Below are 13,792 nucleotides of genomic sequence, written 5' to 3'. Positions count from 1 at the left end.
CCGTTTGACCAGCGCCACAGCATCGTCCACATCGAAGGGCTTGGGCAGATATTCGAAAGCACCGGTCTGGTAGCTGGTCACGGCGCTTTCGAGGTCGGAGTGCGCCGTCATGATAATGACCGGCAAGTCCGGGTGCTGCTCGACAATGCGTGACAGCAAGGAAATACCGTCAATACCGGGCATCCTGATATCGCTGATGATGGCATCGGGTTGTTCATGGTCCAGTCTCACCAGAACGCCGTCGCCGCTTTCGAAAACCCGGGGTTGCAGACCGGCCTGAGTCAGGGCGCGCTCCAGGACCCATCGAATGCTTCGGTCGTCGTCGATAATCCAGACGTTTGCCGGTTGGCTCATGCTGTCTCCTCCAGCGGCAGGAAAATGATGAAATCGGTTTTGCCAGGCTCGCTCTCGCATTCAACGAGTCCGTGGTGCTGGCCAATGATGCTCTGGGTGATGGACAGGCCAAGACCGGTACCACAGGCCCTGCCGCTGATCATCGGGTAGAAAATGTTCTGCAGAAGTTCCGGCGGGACCCCGGGACCGTTGTCGATAATGTCGATGCGGGCTACCAGACGATGGCGTTTCTGACCAATGGTGAACTGACGCAAGGCCCGGGTCCGGAAGGTAATGGTCGGAAATTCTGTGGCCTTGTCGCTGCACTGGTGTTCGAAAGCTGCTTCCATGGCATTGCGCGCGATATTGAGGAAGGCCTGAATCAGTTGCTCCTTGTCACCTGGAAATTCGGGTATGCTGGGGTCGTAGTCGCGGCGGAACATCAGCTTGCCCCGGCTTTCAGCCTCGAGCAGTGTACGGACCCGTTCAAGCACTTCATGAATGTTGGTTTGGGCCATTTTCAGTGCCCGGTTTGGCCCCAGCATTCGATCAACCAGCCCACGCAAACGGTCGGCCTCGGCAATGATGACCTGGGTGTATTCCTTCTGGCCGTCGTCTGACAGTTCCCGGTCCAGCAACTGCGCCGCTCCCCGGATCCCACCCAGTGGGTTCTTGATTTCATGGGCCATACCCCGCACCAGAGTGCGCGTGGTTTCCTGCTGGGTCAGCATGTCTTCTTCGCGGCTGATTCGCAGCAACCTGTCCCTGGGTTGAATCTCCATCAGGACCTGATTGGCTTCCTGGCCGGCGGGCGACACCGAATAATCGACAATAAGCCGGTTGCCGCTGAGCAGCACAAATTCGGCCTCCCTGCGGGTGTAGGTCTGCCCGGTACGAATCCCGGAGACCAGGGTGTCCAGGGCTTCGTCGGTTTCCAGCAACAGTTGCCCCAGGCTGGTGCCGAGGGTCCGGGTAAGGCTGGTCTCGAGGAGATTCTCCGCGGCAGGATTCAGGTAGCGGATGCCAAGATTGCTATCAACGATCAGCACGGATGTTGTAAGGCTGTCGAGTATGGTTTTGTAATCCATTGCGGCTGCCATGGTTCTCCCCTGTTGGTGAGCTACTAACTGCAAAAAACGATCCAGAGTTGCATCTCAGGCGCATATTTTTTTGCGCGTGCGCTGAAAGCGAGCAAAGAGTACGGGCAATGGTGGTTCAGGGCGGTCAGGCGGTGCCAGCGGCTTGCACCAACGGCAAGGTTTGACGTCATTACGCCCCGTCGTTGGTCAAAGTATCGCTTTTTTCTGGTGCATGCGCACTAAAATGGTGCGCATTCTTTCGGGGGGTCAGTTATTGTTGCGGCGAAGCACAGAGGGGCGGTGGATCGTGAAAGTGATTTCTTCTCCGGTCTGAATGCGCTGGCCGGCCTGGTTGATGATATGTACGCCAGCCCTGTGGCTGCCCCGGTCAACGTTGCGTACCGTGACGGTACCGGAATTGGTCTGGCCGACGGGTTGTCCGTCCAGAGTGACTTCAAACCGGTGGCCGCGTCGCAGCGAAGGAGAGCTGCTTACCTGAAATTCGACGTCACCATTGCCGCTGTGGAAGGCGTCGTCATTATTCGGTGAGGTGAATCCAACCATGTCATAAAGATTGAGCTGACCGCTGTTCTGGTCCTGCTCAAGCTGCTCCTGAACCGCTTCCGGCTTGGGCAGGGTGATGGTGGTCACCGGCTTGACCTCGATTTCCTCAGCACCACCGCCGGGTTCGTCGGTAAAGGTCACGTTGCCATGGGCGTCCACCTGGCGGTACACCGCAGCCATGGCGGGTGCAGTGAGTGCCAGCAGTAATCCGGTGATCAATGGGAACCTGTAATCCATAATGCTGAGGCCTTTTTGTCAGACATGCACCGATTATCGGCAGCAGCGCCAGCCATTGCAATGAGCATCGGAGCGGTCGCGATTACGGTGAGGTAAGGGTCACAGTTTCTGGTTGAGGGTGTTGGCAGGTGAGTGGCTGAGTGCGCGATGGGGCCAGTTGCAACGAAAAAAGCCCCGCCGAAGCGGGGCTTTCGATATCTGAAGTGCTCCGGGCATGAGCCCGGGGCGGGTTCAGACCGAGTAGTAGAGTTCGAATTCTACCGGATGGGTGGCCATGTTCAGGCGCTGAACTTCTCCACGCTTGAGATCAATGTAGCCAGCAATCATGTCTTCTGTGAAGACGCCACCGCGGGTCAGGAACTCGTGATCGCTTTCCAGTGTATCCAGAGCTTCCTGGAAGGTTTCGGCCACAGTCGGGATGTTCAGGGCTTCTTCCTTCGGCAGGTCGTAAAGATCCTTGTCCATGGCATCGCCAGGGTGGATCTTGTTCTGGATACCGTCGAGGCCGGCCATCATCAGTGCTGCAAAGGCCAGGTACGGGTTGGCGGACGGATCCGGGAAGCGCACTTCGATACGGCGACCTTTCGGGCTGTTTACGTACGGAATACGGATAGAGGCCGAGCGGTTGCGGGCAGAGTAGGCCAGCATGACCGGAGCTTCAAAACCCGGAACCAGGCGCTTGTAGCTGTTGGTGGAGGCGTTGGTGAATGCGTTGATGCTCCTGGCGTGCTTGATGATGCCGCCGATGTAATAGATGGCCATCTCGCTCAGACCGGCGTAGCCGTCACCGGCAAACAGGTTCTTGCCATCCTTGTTCAGGGACATATGCACGTGCATACCTGAGCCGTTGTCGCCTACCAGCGGCTTCGGCATAAAGGTAGAGGTCTTGCCATAGGCATGAGCAACGTTGTGCACGCAGTATTTCAGGATCTGGACTTCGTCAGCCTTGCGAACCAGAGTGTTGGCACCGACACCGATTTCACACTGGCCGGCGGTACCGACTTCGTGGTGGTGTACTTCGATGACCAGGCCCATGGATTCCATGGCGGCACACATGGCGCCGCGCAGATCGTGCAGGCTGTCAACCGGGGGAACCGGGAAGTAACCACCCTTGACGCCCGGGCGGTGGCCGATGTTGTTCTTGTCGAAGTCATCGCCGGAAACCCAGGCGGCTTCCTCGGAATGAAGCGAGTACATTGAGCCCTGCATATCCGTCTTCCACTTCGCGGAATCGAATACAAAGAACTCTGGCTCCGGGCCGAACAGTGCGCCATCGGCAATACCGGTGGATTTCAGGTATTCCTCGGCACGACGGGCAACGGAGCGGGGATCACGCTCATAGCCCTGCATGGTGGACGGTTCCACGATGTCGCAGGTGATGTTGATGGTGCTTTCTTCAGTAAAGGGGTCGACTACGGAAGTTGTGTCATCCGGCATCAGAATCATGTCGGATTCGTTGATGCCCTTCCAGCCGGCAATTGAAGAGCCATCGAACATTTTGCCGTCGGTGAAAAAGTCGTCGTTAACTTCGGTTGCGGGCATGGTGACATGCTGTTCTTTGCCGCGGCTGTCAGTGAAGCGCAGGTCAATCCACTTGGCTTCATGTTCTTTGATCAGATCAATCGTCTTGGACATTGTCATACTCCGTAGTTTACCCCGCACCGCGGGAGGTATCGGTGTTCGTTATGTCTGGCCGGCAGGCATTTTGCCGGTCGGCCGGTCTGTCTGAGTGCTTGCCGCAGCTTATCAGAAGCCGGCGGCGCTTGCCTTCAGGAATCAGGTGTCATATTCGATGCAATCTGCTTGCCAATTTTTGGCGGGTGCTCCAGAACGGCGCAGAAGCGGCATTGCCGGGCCTTTTTGGCGCGACAGTCCGGTTTGGGGTTGGTGCTTGGTGACATTTTGGTGCGCTATCCTGGTGCGTGGATACTTTTGTCGCTCCATAATGGTGCAATTGTCATTGATTAAGGATAGGCGCTTTTCTTCATATAAACGTCAAGCAACTTCCTATATACTTCGCGCGCTGGATAACGCCCGGATAGTTGTTCCCGACGAGTACAGTTATATCGGGTCGGGTATTTTGTGTTTACCCCGCAATAACTTCATTTACAGATTTGAGACGGCATGTGAGGGGCTTTTGGCCCCGGCGACCCTCTCAGGTCATCAGTGCATGCCGCAGGATATCAGTTGTGATTGAGAAACTTCGTAACATCGCTATTATCGCCCACGTTGACCATGGCAAGACCACTCTTGTGGACAAGCTGTTGCGCCTGTCCGGCACGCTGGACCGCAAGGAGCTCGAAAGCGAGCGGGTCATGGACTCCAACGATCAGGAAAAGGAGCGTGGCATCACCATTCTCGCCAAGAACACGGCGCTGAAGTGGAACGGCTACGACATCAACATCGTTGATACCCCTGGTCACGCCGATTTTGGTGGTGAAGTGGAGCGGGTAATGAGCATGGTTGACTGCGTGCTTCTGGTGGTCGATTCCATCGATGGCCCCATGCCGCAAACCCGCTTTGTGACCCAGAAGGCTTTTGATGCCGGGCTGCGTCCGATTGTCGTGGTCAACAAGATTGATCGCCCGGGTGCGCGCCCGGACTGGGTTGTTGATCAGATCTTTGACCTGTTCGACAACCTTGGTGCCAGTGAAGAGCAACTGGACTTCCCGGTGGTTTACGCCAGTGCCCTGAATGGCCTCTCAGGAACTGATCACGAGAAGATGGAAGAGAACATGGACGCGGTGTTCCAGGCCATCGTTGACTATGTGCCCGCTCCCGACGTGGATCCGGACGGTCCGTTCCAGATGCAGATATCCCAGCTGGACTACAACAGCTTCCTGGGCGTGATCGGTATTGGCCGGATTGCCCGTGGTAAGGTCAAGACCAACACTCCGGTTATTGCCATTGGTGCCGATGGCAAGAAACGCCAGGGCCGTATCCTCAAGATCATGGGCCACTCCGGTCTGCACCGCGTTGAGGTTGATGAAGCCCAGGCGGGCGATATCATCTGTGTCAGCGGCATGGACTCGCTGTACATCTCCGACACCCTGTGCGATATGAATAATGTCGAGGCACTGCCGCCGCTGACCGTCGACGAGCCCACAGTATCCATGACCTTCCAGGTCAATGACTCGCCGTTCTGTGGTAAGGAAGGCAAATACGTTACCAGCCGCAATATCAAGGAGCGGCTGGAAAAAGAACTGCTGCACAACGTTGCCCTGCGCGTAGAGGAAGGCGACTCAGCCGACAAGTTCAAGGTGTCTGGTCGTGGCGAGCTGCACCTGTCGGTTCTGATCGAAACCATGCGTCGTGAGAACTTCGAGCTGGCCGTGGGTCGCCCGGAAGTGGTGATCAAGGAAGTTGACGGTGAAAAGCAGGAGCCCTACGAAAACGTAATCATCGATATTGAAGAGCAGCATCAGGGTGCGCTGATGGACCAGATGGGCCTTCGCAGGGGCGATCTGACCAATATGGTTCCGGATGGTAAAGGGCGTATTCGTCTTGAATATACCATTCCCGCCCGTGGCCTGATCGGCTTCCGTAACTCGTTCCTCACCATGACGTCGGGTACCGGTATTCTAACCTCCACCTTCAGCCATTACGGCCCGATCAAGGTAGGTGAGGTTACCAGTCGTCAGAATGGCGTACTGGTGTCCATGGCCAATGGCAAGGCGCTGACCTACTCCCTGGAAACCCTGCAAAGCCGCGGCAAGCTGTTTCTTGAGCCGGGCCAGGATATCTACGAAGGCCAGCTGTGTGGCATCCATAGCCGTGACAACGACCTGGTCATCAACCCGACCAAGGGCAAGAAACTCGACAACATGCGTGCCTCAGGTAAAGATGAGGTCATCGCTCTGGTACCGCCCATCAAGTTCAGCCTTGAGCAGGCGCTGGAGTTCATCGATGACGATGAACTGGTTGAGGTGACCCCCAAGTCGATCCGTTTGCGCAAGAAGCATCTTACCGAAAACGACCGCAAGCGCGCCGGCAAGAAGTAAAGATCTGATATGGCTGCGGAATCCACGAAACGTACGGAAAGAAAACCAGAATAAGCTTATCCTGTTTTTATCCGTGTACTTCAGTGGATTTCGTGGCCAGTCAGTTTTTTGGTTGTTGTCTGGTCTCTGGCCAGTGAATCTCTCCCGCATTCTCAGCTAGACTTCCGTTACCCCTGAACGGAGTTCATCATGCTGAATCTTTATCCCGAAGTTGAGCCCTATGCCCGTCACCGACTGACGGTAGAGTCCCCCCATGAGCTTTATCTGGAAGAATCGGGTAACCCCGAGGGCATTCCTGTGCTTGTGGTTCATGGCGGCCCGGGTGGCGGCTGCGAGGATTATTACCGCCGGTTTTTCGATGCCGAGCGTTTCCGGATTCTTCTGCTGGATCAGCGCGGAGCCGGCCGGTCAACGCCGCTGGCGGAGCTGGCGGGCAATACCACCCAGAGTCTCGTCGAAGATATGGAGCAGGTCCGCCAGTTTCTGGGTATTGAGCAATGGCTGCTGTTTGGCGGCAGTTGGGGCTCCACCCTCAGTCTCGTGTATGCAGAGACGCACCCTGAGAGAGTGCTTGGGCTGATTCTGCGGGGCATATTCCTGTGCCGGCCACAAGACATTCGCTGGTTCTATCAGGATGGTGCGGGACGGATTTTTCCGGACTACTGGGCCGATTACCTGGCTCCGATCCCTGTGGCCGAGCGCAGTGACATGGTCGCTGCCTACCATCGTCGTCTGACCAGTGAAAACGAGCTGGAGCAGATTCAGGCCGCGAAGGCATGGTCAGTGTGGGAAGGGCGCTGTGCAACGCTGCAACCAAATCCCCGCGTAGTTGAGCATTTTGCTCATCCCCACACGGCAATCGCTCTGGCGAGGATAGAATGCCATTACTTCATGAACCAGGCATTTCTGGAACCCGGGCAGATTCTGCGAGACGCCGGACGGCTGGCGGGTATTCCGGGCATCATCATTCACGGTCGTTACGATATGGTGTGCCCGCTGGACAACGCGTTTGCGCTGAGCTCGGCCTGGCCCCAGGCGGACCTGCGCATCATCCGGGATGCCGGCCATTCGGCATCGGAGCCCGCCATTACCGATGCATTGATGCGGGCGGTGGACGACCTTATGGATCAGATTCATCCCCGCAGTGCCTGAAAGGATCGGCTTTACCGACCTCAAGTCGCCTTGCGCCCGGTAAAGGCGATCGCTAGAATGCCAGCGCTTTCAACACACCACTGGCGAAACGGATTCAATGAAGGGACTGATACAAAGAGTATCCCGGGCACAGGTGACCGTCGACGGTGAGGTGATTGCCGGGATTGAGACCGGTTTATTGTTGTTACTCGGGGTAGAGCAGGGAGACACCCGTGGTGTGGCAGAGGCGCTGGCCCGGAAGATCCTGGGTTATCGTGTTTTTCCCGATGTTCAGGGCCGCATGAATCTCAGTGTTGCCGACAGCGGCGGTTCGTTGCTTGTTGTGCCCCAGTTTACCCTTGTCGCCGATACCGGCTCCGGAACCCGTCCGGGCTTTTCCCGGGCCGCGCCCCCTGATCTTGCAAAACCCCTCGTTGACTACTTTATCGCCGTTTGCCAGGAGCAGCTCGGATCCCCTCGGGTAGCCGAAGGTCGCTTCGGAGCCAGTATGCAGGTGGCTCTGGTCAATGATGGCCCCGTCACTTTCCTCCTGAAGGTCGAACCGGAGGGCGCGGCTGCGGGGTAGTCGCGCCGGTAGAAAACACCCGACGCGAACCAGGCATAAAAAATATTGTTTTGGGGCAATTTAACCTAAGAAATACCACCAAACTGTTTGCAAACAGAGCTTGGCTATATTACAACAGGCTCTCAATGCAGAGCTTTAAGAAAGCATTGTAAGTGATTGACTGTGAAGGGCTCAAAAAAAGAAGCCTGACGTCATCGCCCCAGTCTTGCCGGCGATGTCTGGCAGGTGCTGGGTTTGCTGAGGAAGACCAGACGGGCTCGCCCCCGTCGCTAAAAAACCTGAGTTAACTCAAAAGGAAGACGCAAAAATGAAAAAAACGCTGATTGCATCTGCGATTGCTGCAGCAACTTTCTCGGGCACTGTGCTGGCATAGTCCTCCAATCTGCCAACGGTGTATGGCAATATCCAGTTCGCCATTTCTCATGACAATATCGATGGCGGCCCATCTACAGTTGAACATTTCGACAATGGCTCCACACTCGGTGTTCTGCATGACCATATGCTGGCCCCTGGTGTTACCGGTTTTTTTCGTCTGGAAATTGACCGTCTGTTTGCCAATGATATTACCAGCTTCGAGGAAGATGATGATCGCTTCCGCGTTGAGCACGGTTACATCGGTGTTCGCGGCGAAAACTTCGGTCAGATCTGGTTAGGTACAGATGACTCGGCCTATGAAACGGCCGTTGCAGAAATCTCCGAGTTTTTTGAAGTAGGCACTCTGAGCCTGGCGCCTTCCTTTGATACCGGCGAGAGCGACCTGATTCAATATCGGTCTCCAGTCTTTAATGGTCTGTCCCTGGCCGGTTCAGTCCAGTTCAATGGTGACAGCTCGATCAAGAAGTCCTATCCATGGCAACTGGCCGCACTCTATGAGGTCAATAACCTCGAGCTGGCTTTCGCGGTTGATTCCAACGACGGCGGTACCGCCTTCAATTCACGGAACGACCCAAGCCTGAACAATGAAAACACTTATGGCTTCCGGGCCAGCTACACCCTGGACAATCTGCGCCTGACCGGTGAATATCACACCCGTAAGGATGTCTCGGACACCTTCGGCGTTATGGGTATCTACACTCTGGGTGCTAACCAGTTTGCCCTGGCTTACGAGCAACAGAAAGATGATTTTGGCGCAGAAAACAAGCGTGACACCATCACTCTGCAGGCGCTACATAATCTGTCTGACAACCTGTATGTCTACGTTGAAGGCTACCTGGGTGGCGGCGATGACGTCTATGAGTACACCGATGGCACTGGTGCAACCGCTGCTTCCGACGAGCGCTCTATCGCATCGGTTGGGGCTACCTACTACTTCTGATCCGGCTAGTTGAGCCCGACCTGAAGCAGTAACCGAAACCGGAGGTCCGTAAGGGCTTCCGGTTTTTTTATGGCGGGAGCAAGCTGTTATGCTGTCGTCAACACCCCGTCAGCAGAGGAGGTCCCATGGCCGAGGAACTGGAGATAAAACTGAGCCTGACCGAACAGGCTCTTGAGCAGGCCGGCAGTTGGCTGCTGACACAGCCCGGTGCCCGGGAAGCTGATACCCGGTTGCTGGAAAATCATTACTTTGACACGCCTGAGGCGGAACTGAACCGACAGAAAGTGGCCCTGCGGGTGCGTAAGACGGGTGGTGATTACATCCAGACGCTGAAAACCCAGGGCGAGTTTGTGGACGGAGCTCACCGGCGGCAGGAATGGGAATGGCCGTTGATGGGCACCACGCTGAATATCGGCCTGATAGCCGATACGCCGGTAGGGCAGGATATTAATCTTGCGGCCCTGAAACCGGTGTTTGAAACCCGCTTCACACGCCGGATCTTCATGCTTGAGGGCAGCGATGCGGTTATCGAGTGTGCGTTGGATTCTGGCGTAGTACGGGCAGGGGATCAGGATCAACCCCTCTGTGAACTGGAGCTGGAGCTGAAGTCCGGTCAGTCTGCAGCACTGCTGGGTTGGGCGCGCCGCCTTGCGGAGCAGGTACCGGTGTTTCTGAATCTGATCAGCAAGGCGGAACAGGGCTACACCCTGGCGGGCATCCACTCACCGCAGGCACTGGGCGATGATCGCCCTGCGCTTGAGCGTTTATTGCATGGTTTGTCTCGTGCCTGGTTGTGCGGCTCTGTTGATGACGATAGTCGTGACGCACTGACCGCTGTCACAAGAGACCTGCAGGGTTCTCCCGTGAGTCAGGAGCTGGCGTGGCTTGAATGCTGCATTGACGAGGGGCAGGCAGTTGCGGATCTCGCCCGGGATCCACGCCTGGGAAGGCTGCAGCTGGCCTTGCTGCAACCGTAATCATCCGGATTGTTGCTTACAACCCGAGTATTGCTGTTGCGATACTGAAGTAGATAAGTACGCCACTGACGTCAGCGATGGTGGTAATAAGCGGGGTGCTGGCGGTGGCCGGATCAAACTTCAGTTTGGCCAGTAAAAATGGCAGCAGCATGCCAATTACGCTGCCAATCAGCACTACGGCGACCATGGTGATGGAAACGACCAGTGCGATTTCGGGACCGGCGCGGAATATGCCAACCACCATGACCGCGGCCGCCATGGTCAGGCCCAGTCCGCTGGCGACCATGATGTCTTTGACCAGCAACCTGCCCCAGTCTTTGGCGGAGACATCGCCGGTGGCGAGACCGCGCACCATCAGCGTTGCCGACTGGGCACCGGCATTGCCCGCGCTGGCTACCAGCAGGGGCATGAAGAACAGCAGCGCAATATGACTGGAAATGATGTCCTCGAAGTAGGCGATACCCGCACCGGTGAAAATGTTCGCAAAAACCAGAATGACCAGCCATTGCACCCGGGACCGATACAGCGAGAAGGGTGAGGCGGTTTTCAGGCTGGTATCAATGCGACCAACGGTGGCACCCTTGTGGATATCCTCCGTAGCCTCGGCTTCCGCCACATCCATCGCGTCATCGTAGGTGACAATGCCCACCAGGCGCTCATTATCATCGATAATGGGCAGTGCCAGCAGGTCGTAACGGGAGATCAGGCGGGCCACTTCTTCCTGTCCGGTATGGGTCCGGGCAGAAACCAGGCCGGTGGCCATCAGGGTGTCAACGATGGCGCCCGGTGCGCTGGTGATCAGCTTGCGCAACGAAATGGCGCCCTTGAGCCGATGGTCCTTATCAATCACGTAGGCCTGATAAATGGTTTCCTTGTCCGGGGCGGTATTGCGCAGCAGTGACAATGCCGCTGCAACCGACATGCCGGAACTGACCATGGCATAGTCCGAGGTCATCAGAGCGCCGGCGGTGCCTTCCTCGAAGCTTGCCAGGCGCCGCAGGTCTTCCCGTTCACGGCTGGCAAGGGACTGAAACAGGGCGTGTTGTTCGTTTTCATCAAGCAGGTTGAAAAAGTCGGCCCGTTCATCCGCTGACATGGCGGTGACCAGGGTGACCAGTTCCTTGTTGGGAATGAGTCTGGCCAGCACCAGCTGCATGTCTGGACCAAGATAGCCGAAAACCTTGGCCTGCTGCTCAAGAGAGAGCAGCCGCAGCAGCTTCAGGCCGGCGTCGCCATCCTGGATGGACGATTCGATAAACTCGGCCAGATCCGCCGCGTTATAGGCGGAGGTGGCTGCCCGTATATCCTCCGGATGATCCCGTTTGAGGGCTTCGAAAAGTGGCTGGAAGAATTCTGAGTCAAGAAACGACACGGTGCTGCCTCTCAGTTCAAGGCTCGGTCTGATATCTGTTCAGCCGTTGCCTGCGTTTTTCTGCATCTCGTGCCATTTCGTGATGAACTGGCGATAGCGCTCCAGTGCGTCCTCGACCACTTCCACCTCCGGCGTATCCTGAGACTTGACCAATACAATCAGTCCTTTGCCCTCGACCTCAGCTTCCGGTCGGGGATGGCAGATGACTTCGCCATTGTTATCGATGTAGGCCAGTGCAGTACCGATGCCATGGCGAATCAGGGCGCTGACTATATCAGACCAGGTGAGGTCGTCCACTGTAATGTTGTACCGGTGTGGATGATCTTCCTGATAGTTGAACAGATCCTCCAGGACCTTTTCTGTGCCCGGTGAGACCACCGCCCGCACCATGATTTCCGGGTAGGTGCGCACCGGACGGATAATGGAGCGAATGCCTATGCCACGGAAGCGCGCACGGTTCTGATCGCTGACGCACTCCAGCGTTACCCTGCTCTCGAGGCTGAGCTCCGATAGCCGGTGGGCCACATCGAACGTATAGCTGTCCGATGTGGGGTCCGTTTCATCCAGTGCCAACAGAATGATGTGGCGGGCATCACCGGCATGGACGGCTTTCAGGGAATTCTGATCGCTGCCGGAGCCGTGATAATGGACCAGTCCCAGATCCCGCAGTTCCGGGGGCAGACCGTTGGGGTATGCCTGTGTCAATAACTGGATAGGCGTCTGCTCATAGCCCGGAACCGCGCGAATCTGGGTGGCAATGCGCATGAAATACTGCTCACCACCCTGCCGTGGCGTGTTGATGATAATGATGTGATTCTTCATCTTGTATTTCCAGCGTCCTGTAATGATCCGTTCCCGTCGATAAAACCGGTACTCGATAAAGTCACTGATAATCAGCGTCAACATGGTGATGGCGCCAAAATACATCAGCACCACGGTGCTCAGTCGTCCTGCGAATGTTTCTGGAGAATAATCGCCGTAGCCGGTGGTGGTCAGTGTCGTGATGGTCAGCCAGAAAGCCTCAAACAGGCTGAGGTCTTCCACCAGTCTCAGGACGATGACTTGCAGGCACAGCAGGCCGGCCAGAAACAGAAACAGTCGCTTGATTCGGGCCCGTATGATTCCCGAAAGCGGTAAGTGAGCGAGCTGGTGTTCCGGAGTCAGCGGGCGTTGATAGCTTTTCATGGGCCCCCTGGGCGGTTCAGTCTGGCAGCGGTTCGTTATACAGTACCGGAAATATAACAGAGACACAGGGGTTTGCATTATGTCAGAGCCGTGGCGCCAGTTGCCTGAGCCGTTAGCCGCCGAGGTGGCCCGAGTCTGGGCTGAGGTTTTTCCCGACGGGGTGCCGGCCTGGTGTGTTCCGGAGCAGGGGGCTGATGTGAATTCGCTGGCCAGAGCAATGGCCTGTAGCCCGTTTCTGGCGCAGACCCTTGAGCGCTATCCGGAGCAGGTGCAGGACCTGCTGATGTCCCGCAGCCTGAATGAGCCGACGACTCCCGACTACCTCTCGTCCCGCTGGCAGGAGTATCTCGCGGAGGTCACCGATGAGCCCTCGTTGCAGCGGGGGTTGCGGCGTTTCCGCCGGGAAGTCCAGTTCCGCGTGATCTGGCGGGATATGGTGGCGGGTGCGGGACTGAAGGAAACCATCGAGGCCACCAGCACCTTTGCCGATACCTGCATTCAGGGGGCACTGGACTGGCTGCATGACCGGGCCTGTGAGGAAATGGGGACCCCCTGGGGGACGGACCCGGTCACTCGCGAGGAGCGCCCCCAGTCCATGGTCGTATTGGGTATGGGTAAGCTGGGTGGCCGTGAGCTCAACGTTTCATCTGATATAGACCTGATCTTTGCCTTTCCCGGTAAAGGTGAAACCCGTGGCGGGCGCCGGACCATCGATAACCAGCAGTTTTTTATCCGGCTGGGTCAGCGGCTGATTCAGGCCCTCGACCAGATCACCGCAGATGGCTGGGTGTTCCGGGTTGATATGCGGTTGCGACCCTATGGCCAGAGCGGCGCGCTAGCCCTCAGCTACGCGGCCCTGGAGGCTTATTATCAGGATCAGGGGCGTGACTGGGAGCGCTACGCCATGGTCAAGGCCCGGGTGGTTGCCGGCGATGAGCGCCTTGGCCAGGCGCTGATGGAAAGCCTGCGGCCCTTTGTCTATCGCAAATATATCGATTTCAGTGCATTCGAA

General features: G+C 56.8%; 11 protein-coding genes and 1 pseudogene. 6 read left to right on the top strand and 6 right to left on the bottom strand.

All coding sequences use genetic code 11. The annotated features are described in order from the left end of the window. The 4 genes from AAC035_RS10300 to glnA all read right to left on the bottom strand — a co-directional run. A partial coding sequence (locus AAC035_RS10300; RefSeq protein ID WP_339803493.1) for a response regulator occupies positions 1-354 on the bottom strand: 354 nt, incomplete at its 3' end. Further along, positions 351-1,433, bottom strand: a complete 1,083-nt coding sequence (glnL, locus tag AAC035_RS10295) for a nitrogen regulation protein NR(II) (RefSeq protein WP_339803490.1) — start codon at positions 1,431-1,433, stop codon at positions 351-353. The genes glnL and AAC035_RS10300, both read right to left, overlap by 4 nt. A 246-nt stretch (positions 1,434-1,679) precedes the next feature. Further along, on the bottom strand, positions 1,680-2,213 hold the full coding sequence (locus tag AAC035_RS10290) for a DUF4124 domain-containing protein (RefSeq protein WP_339803487.1): 534 nt from the start codon (positions 2,211-2,213) through the stop codon (positions 1,680-1,682). A 231-nt stretch (positions 2,214-2,444) separates the two neighbouring features. Further along, positions 2,445-3,848 (bottom strand): glutamate--ammonia ligase, encoded by a 1,404-nt coding sequence (gene glnA / locus AAC035_RS10285; protein WP_339803484.1) that lies wholly within the window; start codon positions 3,846-3,848, stop codon positions 2,445-2,447. Positions 3,849-4,402: 554 nt separating this feature from the next. Here glnA and typA point away from each other — a divergent pair. From typA to AAC035_RS10260, 5 genes are all read left to right on the top strand, one after another. Next, the gene (gene typA, locus AAC035_RS10280) at positions 4,403-6,214 is read left to right on the top strand and encodes a translational GTPase TypA (protein ID WP_339803481.1); all 1,812 of its coding nucleotides are present in this window, start codon (positions 4,403-4,405) and stop codon (positions 6,212-6,214) included. Between the two features lie 189 nt (positions 6,215-6,403). Then, positions 6,404-7,366 (top strand): prolyl aminopeptidase, encoded by a 963-nt coding sequence (pip, locus tag AAC035_RS10275; protein WP_339803478.1) that lies wholly within the window; start codon positions 6,404-6,406, stop codon positions 7,364-7,366. A 97-nt stretch (positions 7,367-7,463) separates the two neighbouring features. Then, positions 7,464-7,931, top strand: coding sequence for a D-aminoacyl-tRNA deacylase (dtd, locus tag AAC035_RS10270; protein ID WP_339803475.1), 468 nt, complete (start codon positions 7,464-7,466; stop codon positions 7,929-7,931). A gap of 391 nt (positions 7,932-8,322) precedes the next feature. Then, positions 8,323-9,246, top strand: a complete 924-nt coding sequence (locus AAC035_RS10265; protein WP_339803472.1) for a porin — start codon at positions 8,323-8,325, stop codon at positions 9,244-9,246. Between the two features lie 125 nt (positions 9,247-9,371). After that, positions 9,372-10,223: a CYTH domain-containing protein gene (locus AAC035_RS10260; protein ID WP_339803470.1), complete on the top strand. Its 852-nt coding sequence runs from the start codon at positions 9,372-9,374 to the stop codon at positions 10,221-10,223. 16 nt (positions 10,224-10,239) lie between these two features. On the opposite strand, the gene mgtE is transcribed toward AAC035_RS10260, so the two are convergent. After that, complete coding sequence (mgtE, locus tag AAC035_RS10255) at positions 10,240-11,595, bottom strand: magnesium transporter (RefSeq protein ID WP_339803467.1); 1,356 nt, start codon at positions 11,593-11,595, stop codon at positions 10,240-10,242. 39 nt (positions 11,596-11,634) lie between these two features. Beyond that, positions 11,635-12,780: a potassium channel family protein gene (locus tag AAC035_RS10250; RefSeq protein ID WP_339803465.1), complete on the bottom strand. Its 1,146-nt coding sequence runs from the start codon at positions 12,778-12,780 to the stop codon at positions 11,635-11,637. 79 nt (positions 12,781-12,859) lie between these two features. On the opposite strand from AAC035_RS10250, the pseudogene AAC035_RS10245 reads away from it, so the two are divergent. Then, positions 12,860-13,792: pseudogene (locus AAC035_RS10245) on the top strand (bifunctional glutamine synthetase adenylyltransferase/deadenyltransferase); the annotation flags it as partial.

Origin of the sequence: uncultured Marinobacter sp. (genome assembly GCF_963974375.1) — a bacterium.
GTDB lineage: Bacteria > Pseudomonadota > Gammaproteobacteria > Pseudomonadales > Oleiphilaceae > Marinobacter.
This window is presented reverse-complemented; position numbering and strand designations above follow the sequence as displayed.

What these genes read in the sequence shown, in the direction of transcription:
- glnL (WP_339803490.1), bottom strand. Translation starts at nt 1,433, where the DNA reads ATGGCAGCCGCAATGGATTACAAAACCATACTCGACAGCCTTACAACA.
- AAC035_RS10290 (WP_339803487.1), bottom strand. Translation starts at nt 2,213, where the DNA reads ATGGATTACAGGTTCCCATTGATCACCGGATTACTGCTGGCACTCACT.
- glnA (WP_339803484.1), bottom strand. Translation starts at nt 3,848, where the DNA reads ATGTCCAAGACGATTGATCTGATCAAAGAACATGAAGCCAAGTGGATT.
- pip (WP_339803478.1), top strand. Translation starts at nt 6,404, where the DNA reads ATGCTGAATCTTTATCCCGAAGTTGAGCCCTATGCCCGTCACCGACTG.
- dtd (WP_339803475.1), top strand. Translation starts at nt 7,464, where the DNA reads ATGAAGGGACTGATACAAAGAGTATCCCGGGCACAGGTGACCGTCGAC.
- AAC035_RS10260 (WP_339803470.1), top strand. Translation starts at nt 9,372, where the DNA reads ATGGCCGAGGAACTGGAGATAAAACTGAGCCTGACCGAACAGGCTCTT.
- AAC035_RS10250 (WP_339803465.1), bottom strand. Translation starts at nt 12,780, where the DNA reads ATGAAAAGCTATCAACGCCCGCTGACTCCGGAACACCAGCTCGCTCAC.